This is a genomic window from Arthrobacter sp. efr-133-R2A-120, from assembly GCF_030209835.1.
Lineage (GTDB): Bacteria > Actinomycetota > Actinomycetes > Actinomycetales > Micrococcaceae > Arthrobacter.
Genome location: NZ_JARVRF010000003.1, coordinates 190,535 through 209,685, shown reverse-complemented (window position 1 = coordinate 209,685; position 19,151 = coordinate 190,535). Strand labels below are relative to the sequence as shown.

13 protein-coding genes are annotated in these 19,151 nt (G+C 63.9%); 9 read left to right on the top strand and 4 right to left on the bottom strand.

What is annotated here, in order from left to right; translation table 11 throughout:
- Positions 1-93 precede the first annotated feature (93 nt).
- Complete coding sequence (locus QRN52_RS02845) at positions 94-3,900, bottom strand: multifunctional oxoglutarate decarboxylase/oxoglutarate dehydrogenase thiamine pyrophosphate-binding subunit/dihydrolipoyllysine-residue succinyltransferase subunit (protein WP_284751259.1); 3,807 nt, start codon at positions 3,898-3,900, stop codon at positions 94-96.
- Positions 3,901-4,432: 532 nt separating this feature from the next.
- Between QRN52_RS02845 and QRN52_RS02840 the strand changes: the two genes are divergently transcribed.
- The 5 genes from QRN52_RS02840 (at position 4,433) to QRN52_RS02820 (ending at position 9,941) form a co-directional block, all read left to right on the top strand.
- A complete protein-coding gene (locus tag QRN52_RS02840; protein ID WP_284751258.1) occupies positions 4,433-5,914 on the top strand; it encodes a hemolysin family protein in 1,482 nt (493 codons plus the stop codon).
- Positions 5,911-6,981 carry a hemolysin family protein gene (locus tag QRN52_RS02835; protein ID WP_284751257.1) on the top strand — a complete coding sequence of 357 codons (1,071 nt, stop codon included), beginning with the start codon at positions 5,911-5,913 and terminating at the stop codon, positions 6,979-6,981. The genes QRN52_RS02840 and QRN52_RS02835 overlap by 4 nt, the downstream gene beginning before the upstream one ends.
- A gap of 124 nt (positions 6,982-7,105) precedes the next feature.
- Positions 7,106-8,068, top strand: a complete 963-nt coding sequence (locus tag QRN52_RS02830) for a metal ABC transporter solute-binding protein, Zn/Mn family (protein WP_284751256.1) — start codon at positions 7,106-7,108, stop codon at positions 8,066-8,068.
- A gap of 121 nt (positions 8,069-8,189) precedes the next feature.
- The gene (locus QRN52_RS02825) at positions 8,190-9,023 is read left to right on the top strand and encodes a metal ABC transporter ATP-binding protein (protein ID WP_459341271.1); all 834 of its coding nucleotides are present in this window, start codon (positions 8,190-8,192) and stop codon (positions 9,021-9,023) included.
- Positions 9,024-9,941, top strand: coding sequence for a metal ABC transporter permease (locus QRN52_RS02820; RefSeq protein WP_284751254.1), 918 nt, complete (start codon positions 9,024-9,026; stop codon positions 9,939-9,941). It abuts the gene before it with no gap.
- On the opposite strand, the gene QRN52_RS02815 is transcribed toward QRN52_RS02820, so the two are convergent.
- Positions 9,938-10,420 carry a Fur family transcriptional regulator gene (locus QRN52_RS02815; RefSeq protein ID WP_284751253.1) on the bottom strand — a complete coding sequence of 161 codons (483 nt, stop codon included), beginning with the start codon at positions 10,418-10,420 and terminating at the stop codon, positions 9,938-9,940. The genes QRN52_RS02820 and QRN52_RS02815 overlap by 4 nt on opposite strands.
- Positions 10,421-10,529: 109 nt before the next feature.
- On the opposite strand from QRN52_RS02815, the gene QRN52_RS02810 reads away from it, so the two are divergent.
- Complete coding sequence (locus tag QRN52_RS02810) at positions 10,530-11,186, top strand: MBL fold metallo-hydrolase (RefSeq protein WP_284751252.1); 657 nt, start codon at positions 10,530-10,532, stop codon at positions 11,184-11,186.
- Between the two features lie 18 nt (positions 11,187-11,204).
- Here QRN52_RS02810 and cds1 read toward each other — a convergent pair whose 3' ends face one another.
- On the bottom strand, positions 11,205-12,293 hold the full coding sequence (gene cds1 / locus QRN52_RS02805; protein ID WP_284751251.1) for an L-cysteine desulfhydrase Cds1: 1,089 nt from the start codon (positions 12,291-12,293) through the stop codon (positions 11,205-11,207).
- Positions 12,294-12,408: 115 nt separating this feature from the next.
- On the opposite strand from cds1, the gene QRN52_RS02800 reads away from it, so the two are divergent.
- The 3 genes from QRN52_RS02800 (at position 12,409) to QRN52_RS02790 (ending at position 14,956) form a co-directional block, all read left to right on the top strand.
- Positions 12,409-13,263 (top strand): sulfurtransferase, encoded by an 855-nt coding sequence (locus QRN52_RS02800; protein ID WP_284751250.1) that lies wholly within the window; start codon positions 12,409-12,411, stop codon positions 13,261-13,263.
- A gap of 77 nt (positions 13,264-13,340) precedes the next feature.
- Entirely contained in the window at positions 13,341-14,531 is a 1,191-nt protein-coding gene (locus QRN52_RS02795; protein ID WP_284751249.1) for an NAD(P)-dependent alcohol dehydrogenase, read from the top strand.
- The gene (locus QRN52_RS02790) at positions 14,528-14,956 is read left to right on the top strand and encodes an HIT family protein (RefSeq protein ID WP_284751248.1); all 429 of its coding nucleotides are present in this window, start codon (positions 14,528-14,530) and stop codon (positions 14,954-14,956) included. Before QRN52_RS02795 ends, QRN52_RS02790 begins: the two co-directional genes overlap by 4 nt.
- A gap of 237 nt (positions 14,957-15,193) precedes the next feature.
- Here QRN52_RS02790 and hrpA read toward each other — a convergent pair whose 3' ends face one another.
- Positions 15,194-19,150 (bottom strand): ATP-dependent RNA helicase HrpA, encoded by a 3,957-nt coding sequence (gene hrpA, locus QRN52_RS02785; RefSeq protein ID WP_284751247.1) that lies wholly within the window; start codon positions 19,148-19,150, stop codon positions 15,194-15,196.
- Between the last annotated feature and the right edge of the window lies 1 nt (position 19,151).

Sequence of the window (19,151 nt, the reverse complement as noted above, 5' to 3'; positions counted from 1 at the left end):
GCTTGATCACCGGACACTTGTTCCATTAAACAGAATTGCCCGGCTGGAAGCGGGTATTGAACCTCCAGCCGGGCAGCCTTCTTATATTAGGGCCTACTTGCGTTCGAATGCCTGCTTGAGCAACGTGGCCTGCTCGGCGCTGTGGCGCTTCATGGAACCGGCTGCCGTCGAAGCCGATGCCGGACGCGAAACGAGTCGGACCTTGCGGTCCAGTGCCTGCGGCAGGTTCAAACCGATGAACGGCCACGGACCCTGGTTGGCCGGTTCGTCCTGCGCCCAGACGATGTCGGCGTTCGGGTACTTGGCCAGTTCCGCCTCGATCTGGGCCTGGGGCAGCGGGTACAGCTGCTCCAGTCGGATGATTGCCGTCGAGGTGTCGCCGGTCTTCTGGCGGTTCGACAGAAGATCGTAGTAGAGACGGCCGGAAACCAGGATCACGCGGTCAACGCTCTGGGCCTGGAGGGGCTCGTGTTCGCCGATGACCGGCTTGAAGCCGCCCGTGGTGAAGTCCTCCACCGCGGAGGCTGCACCCTTGAGGCGCAAAAGCTGCTTCGGGGTGAAGATGATGAGCGGCTTGCGGGGACGGCTGTAGGCCTGCCGGCGCAACAAGTGGAAGTGCGAGGCGGCGGTGGTGGGGTTCGCCACGATCATGTTGTCCTCGGCACAAAGCTGCAGGAAGCGCTCGATGCGTGCGGACGAGTGGTCCGGTCCCTGGCCTTCGTAGCCGTGGGGCAGCATGAGCACGAGCGAGGAGCGCTGGCCCCACTTCTGCTCGGCCGAGGAGATGAATTCGTCGATGATGGTCTGCGCACCGTTGACGAAGTCACCGAACTGGGCTTCCCACAACACCAAGGCGTCCGGGCGTTCCACGGAGTAGCCGTATTCGAAGCCCATGGCTGCGTATTCGGACAACAAGGAATCGTAGATCCACAGCTTGGCCTGCTTCTCGCTCAGGTTGCCCAGCGGCATCCATTCGCTGCCGTTGGCGCGGTCGTGGAAGACGGCGTGACGTTGCACGAAAGTGCCACGGCGGGAGTCCTGGCCGGCAAGGCGGACGGGTACGCCCTCCATGACGAGGGAACCAAAGGCCGCGATCTCGCCGAAGCCCCAGTCGATGCCGCCTTCGCGGGACATCTGCTCGCGCTTCTCAAGGAGTTGCTTGAGCTTGGAGTGGACCGTGAAGCCTTCCGGAATATCGAGGTGCGCCTGGCCGATCCGCTGGAGCATTTCGGCTGAAATGGCGGTGGTGGCGGGCGCGTTGGTACCGAAGTCCGCCTGCTGGGCGATGGGGCGCTCGATGTCCGAAACCGCGGCGGAGTCCGCCGTGATGATCGGGATGGGCGAAGTCTGCGCGGCGTGGGTCTCCGCGAAGACGCGTTCGAGGCGTTCCTGGTAGTCGCGCAGCAACTGCTCGGCTTCGTCCTCGGTGATGTCGCCACGGCCGATGAGGGATTCCGTGTAGAGCTTGCGGACGGAGCGCTTGGCTTCGATCAGGTTGTACATGAGCGGCTGCGTCATCGAGGGGTCGTCGCCCTCGTTGTGTCCACGGCGGCGGTAGCACACCATGTCCACAATGACGTCCTTGTGGAAGCGCTGGCGGAACTCGTAGGCCAACTGGGCGATGCGCACCACGGCCTCGGGGTCGTCGCCGTTCACATGGAAGATCGGCGCCTGGATCATCTTGGCCACGTCGGTGGAGTACGTCGAAGAACGCGATGACGACGGTGCGGTGGTGAAACCGACCTGGTTGTTCACGATGATGTGGATGGTTCCACCGGTACGGTAACCGCGCAGCTGGGACAAGTTGAGCGTTTCCGCCACAACGCCCTGGCCGGCAAAGGCGGCATCGCCGTGAACCATGATGGGCAAAACGGGGAACGCCTCGCCCTGGTCCAGCCGGTCCTGCTTGGCCCGGACAATGCCTTCAAGCACGGAGTCCACCGCTTCAAGGTGGGACGGGTTGGCCGCGAGGTAGACCTTGGTCTCGTTGCCGTTGTCCGAGGTGAACGTGCCCTCGGTACCGAGGTGGTACTTGACGTCGCCCGAACCCTGCACGGAGCGCGGGTCCTGGGTTCCTTCGAACTCGCGGAACACCTGGGCGTACGTCTTGCCCGCGATGTTGGTGAGCACGTTGAGGCGGCCTCGGTGTGCCATGCCGATAGCGACTTCGTCGAGTCCGTCGTCGGCGGCGTCCGAAATGATGGTGTCCAGCAGCGGAATCAGGGATTCCCCGCCTTCGAGGGAGAATCGCTTCTGGCCCACGAACTTGGTCTGCAGGAAGGTTTCGAAAGCCTCTGCCGCGTTGAGCTTGGACACGATGCGCAGCTGTTCTTCGCGGCTCGGCTTGGAGTACGGGTGCTCCACCTGGTCCTGGAACCACTTGCGTTCTTCAGGCTCCTGGATGTGCATGTACTCAATGCCCGTGGTGCGGCAGTAGGCGTCGCGGAGAACGCCCAGGATGTCGCGGAACTTGAGCATCGGCTTGCCGCCGAAGCCGCCGGTGGGCCACTCGCGGTCCAGGTCCCACAGCGTGAGGCCGTAGGTCAGGACGTCAAGGTCCGGGTGCTTGCGCTGGACATATTCGAGTGGGTTCGTGTCTGCCATGAGGTGGCCGCGGACCCGGTAGGAGTGGATCAACTGCTGGATGCGGGCGACCTTGTTGATCTCGTCGGCCGGGTCCACCTGGAGGTCGGGGCTCCAACGGACGGGCTCGTAGGGAATGCGCAGCGCTTCGAAGATTTCGTCGTAGAAGTTCTGGGCACCAAGGAGGAGCTGGTGGACGAGCTTGAGGAACTCGCCGCTTCCGGCGCCTTGGATGACGCGGTGGTCGTACGTGGACGTCAGCGTGAGGATCTTGCTGATGGCGTTTTGGGCGATGATTTTCTCGCTCGCGCCTTGCCATTCAGCCGGGTAGTCGAGGGCTCCGACGCCGATGATGGCGGCCTGGCCCTTCGAAAGCCGGGGCACGGAGTGCACGGTACCGATGCCACCCGGGTTTGTGAGGGAGACGGTGGTGCCCGCGTGGTCGTCCGCCGTGAGCTTGCCGTTGCGCGCGCGCTTGATGAGGTCTTCGTAGGTGTGCCAGAACTCCGCGAAGTTCATGGTCTCGGCCTTCTTGATGTTGGGAACCATCAGGAGGCGCGTGCCATCGGGCTTGGGCATGTCAATGGCGATGCCGAAGTTGACGTGTGCGGGCTGCACGGCAACGGGCTTGCCATCTACTTCGTCGTAGTAGACGTTCATCGACGGGAACTGGGACAGGGCGCGAACCACTGCGTAGCCGATGAGGTGGGTGAAGGAGACCTTGCCGCCACGGGCGCGGGCAAGGTTGGAATTGATGACAACGCGGTTGTCGATCAGGAGTTTGGCGGGAACGGCCCTGACGCTCGTGGCGGTAGGAACCTCGAGGCTCAGGACCATGTTGGAAGCGATGGCCTTGGCCGGGCCACGGAGGACGGAGACGACGTCCTCTTCCGGCGGGGTGGGAGCCTTGGTGCTCTTGGGAAGCTGTGCCGGGATCGGCTGGGACTGGCTGCCGTCGGATGGCTTCTGAGCGCCGTCCTTGGCGACAGTGGCCGGAGCCTTCTTGACCGGTGCCGCAGGTGCGGCCGGAGCCGGTGCCGCAGGGGCAGCTGCCGGGGCAACCGCGGGCGCAACCGGCGTCATTGCCGTTGCCGCGGCCTGTGCCACGAGGGGAAGTTCGCGAGTGGGAGGGTTTGCAGGGGCTGCGGACGTTCCGTTGGAGGAAGTGCCGTCAGCGGTGTCGAAGGACTCGAAAAGCGGCCACCACTTGGCGTCGACCGAATTCTTGTCCTGCTGGTACCGCTCGTACAGTTCGTCAACGAGCCACTCGTTTCCGCCAAATTCCTCGGGTAGACGGTGGCTTGGCTGCTCTGGCACTTGAAATACGCCTCTTCCATGAGTGTTGATTTCCAGCTGGCCCGGGGAACTGCAAGGGGTGCAAAGGCGAGCCAGGGTCTGGGTCCCGCGAACTCAGACCCTAGCCAGTCTAGTGACGAGCGGAGGCTATCTGCCAATAGTGGTGACCTAAATCATGCCAATCGCGATATGGCCCGGCCTTTACGTCCTGGGAGGGGTCTTCTTCCACGGGTTTTTCCTACCGTTTGACGCGTCGGGAACCGTGCCCCTGCCGGTGAAGTCGTGCGCCGGCCGGACTGTAGACTTGAATTCTTATGGACAGTAATTCTAGGTGCCGGCCTGGGAGCTGCAGGGGAAGCCGTTCGGCAATCTCCGCGCAACGCACCCGCAGAGCCGGCAATGCCCGTACACATGCCCATCGCACCCCGGAGCTCTTGGCCGGCCGGTCGGCGGATCATTCATCCGCTGCGTCCGACCAACCCCCGCCGGGTCAACAAGCCTTTAGCCCTCCTGGTGCCCTGCTCCAGCCGTCCGCGCTATCCGGCGGCCTCTAATGGAGTGGCTTTTCCTTCTCGCCGGCATACTCCTGATTCTGGGCACCGGCTTCTTTGTCGCCGTCGAGTTCTCGCTCGTGGCACTCGACCAGTCAACCGTCCAAAGAGCGGTCGACGGCGGCGACCACGCCGCCGCTGCGTTGCTCAAATGCCTCAAATCCCTTTCCACCCAGCTCTCAAGCTGCCAATTGGGGATCACCCTCACTACCCTGCTGACCGGTTTCGTCATGGAGCCGTCCGTTGGCTCCCTATTGCACGGACCGCTGCTCTGGGCCGGGCTGCCTGAGGCTGCTGCGCAGTCCTTGTCGCTCGTCCTGGCCATGACGTTCGCCACCGCCTTGTCGATGCTGATCGGCGAACTCGTCCCCAAGAACATGGCCCTGGCATTGGCATTCCCGCTGGGCCGGGCGCTGGCCCGCCCGCAACTGCTGTTCACGGCCGTGTTCAAGCCCGCAATCGTTGTGCTCAATGGCTTCTCGAACAAGATGCTCAACCTCGTGGGACTCGAGGCCAAGGAAGAGATCTCCGGTGCCCGCTCGCCTTCTGAACTGGCCTCCCTGGTGCGCCGTTCGGCAGAGCTGGGAACCCTCGACGCCGGGACGGCCAACTTTGTTGCCCGGACCCTGAACTTCTCGGCGCGTACGGCGGCCGATGTCATGACCCCGCGCATCCGCATGGAAACCATCGATGCCGACCAACCGGTATCGGACATCATCGAAGCGGCCCGGCGGACCGGGTATTCGCGCTTCCCGGTCATTGGCGAATCGGCCGATGACATCCGGGGCGTGGTGCACATCAAGAAAGCCGTGTCCGTTCCGTCCGAACGCAGGAGCCGGCTCGAGGCCGGAGCCATCATGTCCGAGGTCCTGAGCGTTCCTGAGACCATCCACCTTGACGCCCTGCTCCTGGAACTCCGCGAGGGCAACCTGCAACTCGCCGTCGTGCTCGATGAGTACGGAGGAACCGCGGGAATCGCTACGCTTGAGGACTTGGTGGAGGAAATCGTCGGCGAAGTGGCGGATGAACACGACAGAGTCCGGCCCGGATTGCTCCAGAGCGCCTCGGGCGACTGGTATTTCCCCGGACTATTGCGTCCGGACGAGGTTAGCGAACAGATCCCGGGCCTCACGGTCCCCGACGACCCCGCCTACGAAACCGTGGGTGGTTACGTCATGAGCCAACTGGGACGGATCGCGATGGTCGGCGACGTCGTCGAGGCGGGCGGCGGCACGCTGGCCGTCACCCGGATGGACGGCCGCCGGATCGACCGCATTTGTTTCCACCCCACGGCGCCCGACACCAACGATGACGGCGACGACGGTGACGGCACCGGCGAAAATGGCACAGCGGAAAGCGATTCGGGCGGATGGCAAAGCAGGAAGCAAGCCGGCAAGCGGCTGGGTAGGGGCTCCGGCGGTTCGGCAGGCGATGCCGTTGGCAACCCCGTAGCCAAAACCAACCGCAAGGGACGTGCCGCATGAGCGACTGGGTAGGAATCCTGTGGCTCGTGGCGCTGTTGATCGGCAATGCCTTCTTTGTCGGCGCCGAGTTTGCCGTGATGTCCGCGCGCCGCAGCCAGATAGAGCCTTTGGCCCAAGGCGGTTCCAAGCGCGCGCAGACCACCCTGTATGCGATGGAGCACGTCTCGCTGATGCTGGCGTGCGCCCAGCTTGGCATTACCGTGTGTTCCTTGCTGATTCTCCTTGTGGCCGAACCTGCCATCCACCATTTGCTGGGGGCGCCGCTGGAGTCCGTGGGCATCCCTGTTGAATTGGCAGACGTCATCGCTTTTGCGGTTGCCTTGCTGGCGGTCACGTTTCTGCATGTGACCTTTGGCGAGATGGTCCCCAAGAACATCTCGGTTTCCGTGGCGGACAAGGCCGCCTTGCTGCTGGCGCCGCCGTTGGTTCACATCGCCCGTTTCGTGAAACCAGTTATCTGGACGCTGAACTGGTTGGCCAACCGCATTCTGCGCCTGATGAAGATCGAGCCGAAGGACGAGGTGACCTCCTCCTTCACGCTTGAAGAGGTGCAATCGATCGTCCAGGAATCGACCCGCCACGGGTTGGTGGATGACGACGCCGGCCTGCTGAGCGGCGCGCTCGAATTTTCCGAGCACACCGCGGCTCACATCATGGTGCCGCTCGACAAGCTCGTGATGCTCAAGCCCGGGTCCACGCCGCGCGAACTGGAGAAAGCGGTCAGCCGTACCGGTTTCTCCCGTTTCCCGGTGTTGGACGACGACGGCGAGCTGACAGGCTACCTGCACATCAAGGACGTGCTCTCGATCCCCGAAGAAGGACGCCGCTATCCGATTGCGGAAAGCCGGATCCGGTCCCTCGTGAACCTCGCACCCGAGGACGAGATTGAAGATGCCATGTCCGTGATGCAACGGACCGGCTCGCACCTGGGCAGGGTTGTGGGGACGGGCGGCGCGACCCTCGGTGTGTTGTTCCTGGAAGACGTGATCGAGCAGCTTGTGGGTGAAATCCGTGACGCCACCCAGGCCAGGGGAATCCGACGGCTGGGCGGAACCGAGTCGGCGTAACCTCTTGCTGGCCCCCGAGGGGGCCAGCAAGTCCCTCAGATTTTCTAAATAGGAATCATTCCCATTTGTGGGTACACTCATTTGAGTCCCTGTTGTGTTTGATTCGGTAGATCCGAGGTTTCCCGTGCGTCGTACAGCCGCCCGACTTTCCCTTGCCACCCGCCTTTCGCTTGCCGCTTCCGCCGGCCTAGCCGTCCTGCTTTCCGCATGCGCGGCACCCGCCGCGACTGCGCCGTCGTCGTCCTCCGGAGTGATCGATGTGGTGGCCTCCACCAGCGTGTACGGCGACATCGCCAAGAGCGTCGGCGGTGACAAAGTGTCTGTCACTTCCATCATCAGCAAGACCAGCCAGGATCCGCACTCCTACGAGGCAAGCACCCAGGACAAGCTGGCCGTCTCCAAGGCCCAACTGGTGATCGACAATGGTGCGGGCTACGACGACTTCTTCAGCAAGCTGGCCGATGACAGCAAGGTGGCGGCGGACAAAACCGTCACCGCGGTCAATGTTTCCGGGCTCCTTCCCACGGCGACGGCCGGCGCATCTCCCGCAGCGGTGCCGGAAGGGTTCAACGAGCATGTCTGGTACAACTTCGACGCGATGGCGAAAGTGGCCGATGCTGTCGCTGCGAAGCTCGGAAGCCTGAACCCCGCCGATGCCAAGGCCTTTACCGCCAACGCTGACAAGTTCAAGTCCTCGCTGACCGGACTCAGCGCCAAAGTCGCTGAAATCAAGTCATCCAAGGGTTCCGCTCCGGTCGCCATCACCGAGCCCGTCCCGGGCTACTTGCTTCAAGCCGCCGGCTTGGAGAACAAGACGCCTGAGGAATTCAGCCACGCCATTGAGGTCGGCTCGGACGTTCCGCCGGCAGCGGTCAAGGAAACGAGCGATCTGATTTCCTCGAAGTCCGTTCGCTTCCTCGCGTACAACGAGCAGACCGCCAGCGCCGAGACGGAAAAGCTGAAGGCCGCAGCAACTGCTGCCGGTGTTCCGGTGGTCGGTTTCACCGAGACACTTCCCGAGGGCAAGGACTACGTTGCCTGGATGACGGACAACGTGAGCCACGTTGCTGCTGCCCTGAGCAAGTAGACGGCGCCGACAAGTTAAGAACAGACGGGCCCCGCAATCGTCCTAAGATGTACAGGGCGGCTGCGGGGCCCTCTCTGTTCATCCAAGTGCAGGCCACCAGCAACATAGCTTCGCGAACCCCATGGATCGAGGAATCTTTTTGACACCGGTAGTGAGCCTTCGCGGCGCGGGCCTCCAGTTCGGCCAACGGGCCCTCTGGAAGGACCTCGACGTGGACATCCAGGCGGGTGAGTTCTTCGCTGTGCTCGGTCCCAACGGCAGCGGCAAGACGAGCTTCCTCAAGGTCCTGCTCGGCTTGCAGCAGCTTCACTCGGGGACGGTGACTGTGGCGGGACACCCCGTGGAGCGTGGCAGCCGGAAGATCGGCTACATACCGCAGCAGAAGTCCTTTGCTCCGGATACGCCCTTGCGTGCCAGGGACTTGGTTGCCCTGGGCGTCGACGGCCACCGCTGGGGCCTGCGGATCAAGGCCAAAGCCGTCAATGAGCGTGTCGACGCCCTCCTGGATTTAGTGGGGGCGAGTGATTACGCCCGCGTGCCTCTTGGTCAATTGTCCGGCGGAGAGCAACAGCGGCTCCGTGTTGCGCAAGCCCTTGCCGCCGAGCCTGAACTCCTGCTCTGTGACGAACCGCTGCTGTCCTTGGACCTGCATCACCAGCAGGCCGTGAGTGCCCTCATCAACCAGCAATGCCATGAGCGGAACAGCGCCGTGGTTTTCGTGACCCACGAGATCAACCCGGTCATCGACTACGTGGACCGCGTCCTCTACCTTGCCGGCGGCAGGTTCCGGGTGGGAACACCGGAGGAGGTCATGACCACCGAGGTTCTCTCCGAGCTGTACAACAGCCGCGTTGAGGTCATCCGCGCGAACGGCAGGATCGTCGTCGTCGGACTCCCGGACGCCACTACCCACTACCACGATGACGCCCACGCCGGTGTGGAAGAAGGCCACTAAATGGATCTCGGCAGCATCCTGCACACCATCTTCAACTTTGAAAACTACGGCGAACTGCTGGCGCTGGTCCAGAATTCCATCTGGGCCGGTGCGGTCCTTGGCCTGCTCGGCGGGCTCATAGGCACCTTTGTCATGAAGCGGGACCTCGCTTTCGCGGTGCACGGGATTTCGGAGTTGTCCTTCGCCGGCGCCTCCTTCGCCCTGCTCATCGGGGCGGACATCATTTTCGGTTCGCTCGCGGGATCCGTCGCGGCTGCGCTGCTTCTGGGACTCATGGGCGTCCGGGCGCGGGACAAGAACTCGATCATCGGCGTCATCATGCCGTTCGGGCTAGGCCTAGGCATCTTGTTCCTTGCCCTTTACCAGGGCCGGGCGGCCAACAAGTTCGGGCTTCTGACCGGCCAGATCGTTTCGGTGGACACCGTCCAGCTCCAGGTCCTGGCAGGCACGGCCGTGGTGGTCATGCTCGCCCTGGCCGCGATATGGCGCCCGCTCAGCTTCGCCAGCGTGGATCCCGAGATGGCGGAAGCCAGGGGAGTGCCTGTCCGCGGTTTGGCAATTGCCTTCATGGTGTTGCTCGGAGTGAGCGTTGCCTTGTCCATCCAGATAGTCGGCGCGCTTCTGGTGCTGGCCCTGCTGATCACGCCCGCGGCTGCTGCCCTGCGGGTGACCACTTCGCCGCGGCTCGTGGTCTTGTTGAGCGTGGTCTTTGCGATCACCGCGACTGTAGGCGGCATTCTCCTGGCGCTCGGCAGCAGGATTCCCATCAGCCCGTATGTCACCACGTTGTCGTTCCTGATTTATGTGGTGTGCCGGATCATCGGCAACGTACGCGCCAAACGCGGAATCAACGGCAGGGTAGTCCGTCCCCACGCTGCCATGGGCCAGGCAGTGGAAGACCAGCCGGTAGCCGGCTAGAGCAGGCCCGCAGCCTTCTTGGCAGTGCACTCAGGGCACAGCCCGAAAATCTCCACCGTGTGCGCCACTTCGGTGTAGCCGTTCTCGGCAGCCACGCGGGCCGCCCACGTCTCTACTGCCGGAGCTTCCACTTCAACGGCCTTGCCGCAATTGCGGCACAGCAAATGGTGGTGGTGGCCCGTGACCGCACAGCGGCGGTAGACGGCTTCACCATCGGCATTTCGAAGGACATCGATCAGGCCGTCGTCGGCAAGCGACTGAAGAATGCGGTAAGCCGTGGCCAGGGATACCGAGACGCCCTGGTTCTGGAGCAGCCGGTACAGTTCCTGGGTGCTCACGAAGTCGTCGAGTTCGTCCAGGGCGGCGCTGACGGCCAGGCGTTGCTTGGTGACGCGCTGCTCTTTGACGGCGGGATCCTTGGCGGCCGGAAGCGGCTCGGCTGAGGGCCCGGACGTGGCGGCATTGGCGCCCTGTGACATTCGTGGACTCATTTCGATGTGGATGTTCGCAAACACCAACGTTACCAGCCGGCCACGCTTGGACGCCGGTTCGTGGACACCATCGGAGGCCCGCCCCTAGGCTGGCTCCATGAAGCTCACCAAGTTCACCCACGCTTGTGTCCGTCTGCAAAAGGATGACCAGGTCCTCGTGATTGATCCCGGGACATTTTCGGAGTCCGAGGAAGCCCTTGCGGGCGCCCATGCTGTGCTGATCACCCACGAGCACGCCGACCACGTGGACGCCGACGCCGTCGTTGGTGCCCTCAAGGGAAACCCAGTGCTGCAGGTGCACGCACCCTCCGGTGTCGCGTCCCAACTTGCCGAGAAGGCGGGCGACGACGGCGAGCGTGTACACGCCGTCGAACCCGGCAGCTCCTTTGAAACCGGGGGCTTCGCGATCCGTTCCTTCGGAGGGCAGCATGCCCTCATCCACCCGCAGATTCCGGTGGTGGCCAACATCGGCTACCTCGTGGACGAAAATGTCTTCCACCCCGGGGACTCATTCGTCGTCCCCGATGGCATCGACGTGCAAACCCTGCTGGTGCCCATCCACGCGCCGTGGTCAAAGGTGGGCGAAGTGGTTGACTTCGTGATCGCGGTCCGCGCACCCAAGGCCTACCCGGTCCACGATGGCCTGCTCAACGAACTCGGACGCGGTTTGGTGGAAGGCCACGTAACCCGGATCGGCGCGAAGTACGGGACCAGCTATGCAAGGTTGTCGCCGCGCGAATCGGTGGAGGTCTAGCTCACTCCGCTGCGCCGCCTACATGCTGCTTGGCCACTTGCCCGTCTCGAAGAAGTCGGCCAGGACAGCCTCATACGGTGCAGGATCCAGGCCACGCTCGGCGATCCAGTCCGGGTTGTAGTAGCTCCCCGTGTAGCGATCACCGGCGTCGCACATAAGTGACACAACGCTGCCGCGCTTTCCCTGGGCCACCATCTCGCCGATTAGTTGGCAAACACCCCATAGGTTGGTTCCCGTGGAGGGCCCGGCGTGGAGCCCTGCCAGCCGGCGCAGGTGCCGCATGGCAGCCACCGAGGCGGCATCGGGAACCTGGATCATGGTGTCGATGACGGCCGGGACAAAGCTGGGCTCCATGCGCGGCCGCCCGATGCCTTCGATCCTGGATGGCATGCCCGTGGAGTAGTCCGATACGCCGTCGCGCCAGCCGGGATAAAACGCGGAATTTTCCGGATCGACCACGGCCAGCCGGGTTGAGTGGCAGTGGTACCGCAGGTACCGGCCGATGGTGGCGCTGGTTCCCCCGGTGCCGGCGCCCACCACGATCCACTCGGGCACCGGATGCTCCTCAAGCGCGAGCTGCTCGAAGATCGATTCCGCGATGTTGTTGTTGCCCCGCCAGTCGGTGGCGCGCTCAGCAAAAGTGAATTGGTCCATGTAGTAGCCGCCGGACGTCCGGGCAACCTCCTCGGCCATCGCGTAGACCTCCGAGGCGTGGTCTACGAGGAGGCAGGCGCCACCGAACTCTTCGATGAGCGCGATCTTTTCGGGGCTCGTGGTCCGGGTCATCACGGCAATGAACGGAAGCCCGATCAGCCTGGCGAAATATGCCTCGGACACCGCTGTGCTCCCGCTGGAAGCCTCCACGATGGTGGTCCCTTCCGTGATCCATCCATTGACCAGGCCGTAGAGGAAGAGCGAGCGGGCCAAGCGATGCTTGAGGCTGCCCGAGCGGTGGGTGGACTCGTCCTTGAGGTAAAGCTGGACACCCCAATGCTCGGGGAGCGGCACCGCGTAGAGGTGCGTGTCCGCCGATCGGTTGTTCTCGGCCTCGATGCGTCGGATTGCCTCGCTGGCCCATGCCCGGTCCTGGTTGCGTAGAGTGCTCACCGATCCAGCCTACCGGCGGAGGCTGCCGCCCAAGGATAGGCTGGTAGCCGGTCGGCAGCTGCATGGCGGCAGCTTCGAAATGGTTTGGTAGACGCAGCAAAACGAAGGAGATTTGATGGCCACCCTCATTGACGTAGCCGCGCTCAAGGACCGCGTGGATGCGGGCAAACGGACCGTGTTGCTCGACGTCCGGTGGGTGTTGGGCGATCCGCACGGTCATTCGCACTTCCGCCAAGCCCACATTCCCGGGGCAGTCTACGTGGACTTGCATAACGAGCTCGCCGATCCCACGGCCGAGGGCCAAGGCAGGCACCCGTTGCCCCCGACCGCTGCGTTGCAGCGGAGTGCCCGCGCCTGGGGAATCAACGACGGCGACACTGTGGTTGCGTACGACGACAGCGGCAGCACCGCCGCGGCGCGGTTGTGGTGGCTGCTCCGCGACGCCGGTTTCCATTCCGTCTTCCTGCTCGACGGCGGATTGGGTGCCTGGCGCGCTGCCGGCTACCCGCTGGCGCAGGACGAACAACCGCCGGTTCCGGGCGACGTCGTGCTTGGACACGGCCACATGGATGCCATCAGCATGGAGGATGCGGCTGATTGGCACAGCAGGGGAATCCTTCTCGATGCCCGGGCGGGGGAGCGCTACCGCGGCGAATTCGAACCCATTGATCCCCGCGCGGGACATATACCGGGCGCGCTGAGCGCCCCCACCAGCGGAAACCTCGGACCGGACGGCACATTCCTTCGCGCAGCGCAGCTCCGCAACAGATTCGCGGCCCTGGGCATCGACGAGGGCAGCAAGGTAGCGGTCTACTGTGGCTCGGGGGTAACGGCAGCCCACGAAATCGCAGCCCTCGAAATCGCGGGATTCAGGGCAGCCCTGTTCCCGGGCTCGTTTTCGCAATGGTCCTCGCTCGACGCCAACCCGGTCGCCACCGGTGCAGCGCCGCTGGGTACTCCGGGCCACTGAGACTTGGCCGCGGTGCAGCTGGCTGGCGTCACGGGGCAGAGTGGCAAAAAATCAGCCCGCGGGGGTAGCGTCGAGGCATGACTCCCGGACGCCCCGTTCCTCCGCCCCTTGGCAAGCCGCTCGTCGTGAGTGACGAGACAGCGGACCCCACCCCTGCCACGCCATCAACACGCGTGGCCGCGCAGCGCACTCCGACACTCGCGGCCGCATACGGCGCCACTTCTGCGGACAGCGGGCTTGTCCCGCTGACGGTGGCCCGCCGCGTTCCCAAGGAAGACGACGTCGAGATCGAGATCGATTTCTGCGGCCTCTGCCACTCCGATGTCCACGCGACACGGGGCGAATGGGGGACCCAGAACTATCCGCTCGTCCCAGGCCACGAAATCGTGGGCCGGGTCAGCAGGGTGGGCTCCGCCGTCGACGACTTCGCGCCCGGAGACCTCGTGGGAGTCGGTTGCTTGGTGGATTCCTGCCGCGAGTGCGATAGCTGCCTCGAAGGCCTCGAGCAGTACTGCGAACGCGGAAACGTCGGCACCTATGGGGTGAAAGACGCCCGGAACGGCGGCGCCATCACCCAAGGCGGTTATTCGACGTCGGTGGTGGTTGACCGCCGCTTCGTGTTGCGCGTGCCCGAGGGCCTTGACCCGGCCGCGGCGGCGCCCTTGCTGTGCGCGGGCATCACAACCTACTCGCCGCTTCGCTACTTCGACGTCGAGGAGGGGGACGTTGTGGGCGTCGTCGGACTTGGCGGACTCGGCCACATGGCGGTCAAGATCGCGAAGGCCATGGGGGCGCAGGTGGTGGTCTTCACCACCTCGGATGCCAAGGTCGAGGCGGCAATAGAGCTCGGTGCGGACGACGTGATCCTCTCGAAGGACCCCGAAGCCATGGAAGGCGCCGACCGCACTATCGACGTCATTATCGACACCGTCGCGGCGCCCCATGACCTGAACCCGTACTTCCGGACCTTGCGGCTGAACGGCGCCCTCTTCCAATTGGGACTCCCTCCCACCGCCATGCCTCCGGTCAGTCCCGGGGTGCTGATCCGACGCCGGCTCTCCTACGCGGGCTCGTTGATCGGCGGCATTGCCGAGACCCAGGAAATGCTGGACTTCTGTGCCGAGCACGGCGTAGTCAGCGATGTGGAAGTCGTCACTGCCCGGCAACTCAACGAAGCCTACGACCGCATGGTTGCCGGCGACGTAAAATACCGATTCGTCCTCGATACCAAGACCCTTCAGCCCGCTTCGGAAAAGGCAGACGTATGAGCACCCTGTTTACCAAGATCATCAACGGCGAGATCCCCGGACGCTTTGTCTGGAAGGACGACGACGTGGTGGCCTTCCTGACCATCGCCCCGCTTACCGACGGCCACACGCTCGTGGTGCCGCGCGAAGAGGTGGACCGCTGGACCGACGTCCCTCCCGAGCTCCTCAACAAGGTCATGTCCGTCGCGCAGACAATCGGCAAGACACAAGTGGAGGCGTTTGGCGCACCACGGGCGGGACTGTCCGTGGTGGGCTTCGAAGTGGAGCACTTCCACGTCCACGTCTTCCCGGCAACGTCCCTGGCCGACTTCGACTTCGGAACCGTAGAGCACAACCCGGACCCTGCCCGGCTCGACGCGAACGCGGCGAAACTCCGCGCCGGCCTCGTCGCCGCCGGACACGGAGAGTTCGTTCCGGCGGACTGAGGTTTGCTCCTGGGCAACGCTCGCTCACCTTTGGCGGTGTTTTCCCGAACGCTCGCTTACCTTTGGCAAGGAATGCCTGTATAGGTGAGCGAGCGTCGGGGGAATTGGCCATAGAGGTGAGCGAGCGTCGGGGGAATTGGCCATAGAGGTGAGCGAGCGTCGGTATCCTCGTGGCAACCCGACGCATCCCGGGAGGAGCGGAGCGGGGTGGCGGGTATTTTTCCGCCCGTCACCGCGCTACGCGGGTGCCAGAGCCTGGTTGAGGACCGTCCGGATGCGCTTTTCCGAGACCGAGTAGGCCGTGCCGAGCTCGACGGCGAAAAGGCTCACGCGAAGTTCCTCGATCATCCAGCGCACCCGTGTTAACTCCGCTCCTGCGCGTCGGCCGGGCAACAGTGCGGAGACGGCGTCGTCGTAGTCGTCCTCCAGCGCCTGCACCACCGACATGTTCAGCCCGTCGCGCTGGACATTGTTCGGGAGCTTTTCGAGGCGCTTCTCGATTCCGGCCAAATACCGGGGCAACTGGCTCAATTGGGCGTAGCCCGTCCGTGCTACAAAACCGGGGAACACGAGTTGCTCCAGTTGGCTCTTCATGTCGTTGAGTGCACTGATCAAGGCGAGGCTCGTGCTGCCCTTGAGTTGCTTCTCGATCCGCCGGGTGCTCCCCAAAACGCGTTCGACGACGGCGGTCACCGTGAAGACGGTGTCGATCAGTTCCGCACGGACCAGCTCGTACAGGGCATCGAACGCCTCCTTGTCCCATGGAAGTTCGGCTGGAGTCAGTTTGTCGATGGCCGCCAGGACGCAGTCCGCGATCAAGGCGCTCACCGAACCATGGGGATTCTGGCTGAACGTCAACTTCTCCGTGTTGTTCAGATGTTCGAGGACGTAGCGGTCCGGGGCGGGAACACGCAGGGCGAGCAGCCGGATAACCCCGCCCCGCATTGCAGACTCCTGCTCCGCGCGGGTCTGGAACACGCGCAACGCTACCGATTTGCCTTCGTCCACGAGAGCGGGAAAACCCGTGACATCGTGCCCCTTTACCGTGCGCGTCACTTGGCGTTCGATAGCTCCGAAAGTCCACGCGGTGAGCCCGGTTTGCTCTGAGAGGAAACCGGTGGCCTGAGGGGTCGCGCCGCCGCTGCCGTTTCCACTGGGGGATCCGGCACCGCCGGCATGTGCAGCGCCCTTCGGACCGTTGACGCGTGCCGTCGTCGCGGGTGTTGCCCCGAGGGATTCGGCGATGGCACGGCGGGTAACCGGAGCCAGCTGCTCCTGGAGAGCGGCGAGGTCCTTGCCTTCGTCGAGCACCTTGCCGCGGCTGTCCACTACCTTGAAGCTGACACGCAGGTGCGCCGGAACGGCGTCCCAATTCCACGATCCCGGAGGAATGATGTGTCCCCGGATTCGGCGCAGCACCAGCTCAAGTGAGGCCTCAAGATCGTCCGAGGCAGGATCGAAGTCGGCCTCCAAGGCAGCCGCCGCTTGCCGGGCGACATCCGGGGCCGGCACGAAGTTCTTGCGGAGGTGTTTTGGCAGCGACTTGATCAAGGCCGTGACGAGCTCCACCCGCTGGCCGGGTATCTGCCAACGGAAAGCGGCGTCATCGAGCTGGTTGAGGAACAGAACGGGAACCTCGGCCGTGACACCATCCGAGGGATTGGGCGGCGAGCCGGGGGCGACTGGATGGAACTCGTAGCTCAGGGGCAGCTCAAAGCCCTTGTGCAGCCAGGTTTTCGGGTAGGCGGAATCATCCAGGGCTTCCGCGTCCTCGCTGATGAGCAGCGATTGGTCGAAGTCCAGCAAGGTGGGTTCCTGCTGGCGGGCTTCCTTCCACCATTTGTCGAAGTGGCGTTCGGAGACCACGTCCTTGCCGATTCTGGAGTCGTAGAACTCGAAAAGCGTGTGGTCGTCCACCAGGATGTCGCGGCGGCGCATGCGCGTCTCGAGTTCCTCGATTTCGAGGAGCAAGGCGCGGTTGCGGTGGAAGAACTTGTGGTGGGTCTTCCAGTCTCCCTCTACGAGGGCATGCCGGATGAAGAGTTCGCGGGAGAGCTCCGGATCGATCCTGCCGTAGTTGATGCGGCGGTTCGGGATGATGGGGACTCCGTAGAGCATCACCTTCTCGTGCGCCATGACTGAGCCCGTACGGCTGGACCAGTGGGGCTCGCTGTAGGAGCGCTTCACGAGGTCCGGTGCAACCTGCTCGGCCCACAAGGGATCGAACTTCGCCGCGACCCGGGCCCAGAGCCGGCTTGTTTCAACCAATTCCGCGGCCATGACGAAGGCGGGCGACTTCTTGAACAACGCCGAGCCCGGGAAGATGGCGAAACGGCTGCCGCGTGCTCCGGCGTATTCGCGCTTGCGTTCGTCCAGCATGCCGATGTGGCTCAGCAGTCCCGAGAGCAAGCTGATGTGGATTCCCTCGTTGTTTCCTACGGGGTCGGCCTCGCGCTTGTTGTCGATAGTGATGCCCAGCGGCTTGGCGAGCTGGCGCAATTGTTGGAAGAGGTCCTGCCATTCGCGGACGCGCAGGTAGTTGATGAACTCGTTCCTGCACAGCCGGCGGAACTGCGTGGAGGAGAGCTCCTGCTGCTTTTCCTGGATGTAGTTCCACAGGTTCAGGAATCCGGTGAAGTCCGAGTTCTCGTCCCGGAAGCGTGCGTGCTTCTCCGCGGCAAGCTGCTGCTTGTCCGTCGGGCGCTCGCGCGGGTCCTGGATAGTCAGAGCAGCTGCCAGGATCATGACTTCCTTGACACAACCGCGCTTTCCGGCCTCAACGATCATCCGGCCGAGCCGGGGGTCCACCGGGAGCTGGGCCAACTTCTGCCCGACGGCGGTCAGGCCGCCCAGGTTGTCGGCGGCGCCGCTCGTGCGGGCAGCGCTCAAGGCGCCGAGTTCGCGCAACAGCGTGACGCCGTCGTTGATGGCACGGGAGTCCGGCGGCTCAACAAACGGGAAGTTCTCGACGTCCTTGGGGCCGCGGGCTACACCCATGGCCGTCATCTGCAGAATGACGGCGGCAAGGTTGGTTCTCAGGATCTCCGGATCGGTGAACTGCGGGCGGGACTCGAAGTCTTCCTCGGAATAGAGCCGGATGGCGATACCCTCGGACACGCGGCCGCAGCGGCCGGAGCGCTGGCTTGCCGAGGCCTGTGAAACACGTTCAATCGGCAGCCGTTGCACCTTGGTGCGGTGCGAGTAGCGCGAGATGCGGGCCGTGCCGGTATCGATGACGTACTTGATGCCGGGAACGGTCAAGGACGTTTCCGCGACGTTGGTGGCAAGGATTATCCGCCTCTTGCCGCCCGGGTTGAAGACCCTGTGCTGCTCCTGCAAGCTCAAACGGGCAAACAACGGCAGGACTTCCGTGCCCGCCAACCTGCGGTTGGCTTGGATCCGGCCGTTCAAGGCTTCCGCGGCGTCGCGGATCTCGCGCTCGCCGGAGAAGAACACCAGGATGTCTCCCGGAGCCTCAAGCGCAAGCTCGTCGACGGCGTCGCACACGGCGTCGAGGGGATCGCGGTCTTCCTCAAGCTCGTCGTCGGACGCGTCTTCGTCTTCACCGGGTGCACCGCCGGCCGGTTGGGACAGCGGCCGGTAACGGATTTCCACCGGGTAGGTGCGGCCCGAGACCTCGATGATCGGCGCGGGTTCTTCTTCGCTGCCGAAATGCTTCGCGAAACGTTCGGGGTCGATGGTGGCCGAGGTGATGATGACTTTCAGGTCCGGCCTTTGCGGCAGGATCCGCTTGAGGTAGCCGAGGATGAAGTCGATGTTGAGGCTGCGCTCATGTGCCTCGTCGATGATGATGGCGCTGTACTTCCGTAGCAGCTTGTCCCGCTGGATCTCGGCCAGCAGGATGCCGTCGGTCATCAGCTTGATTTTGGTAGCCCTGCTGACTTCGCCGGTGAAACGGACCTGGAAGCCCACTTCCTGCCCGATCTCCACGCCCATCTCGAAGGCGATGCGTTCGGCAACGGTACGCGCGGCAAGGCGGCGCGGCTGGGTGTGGCCTATCAGGCCCTTGTCCCCGAGGCCGAGCTCCAGGCACATTTTGGGGATCTGCGTGGTCTTGCCGGAACCGGTTTCGCCGGCGATGATGGTCACTTGGTTTGCGGCGATGGCCGCCATCAAGTCCTCGCGGCGCTCGGAGACGGGCAGCTCTGCGGGGTAGGAAATATGAAGTGTCATG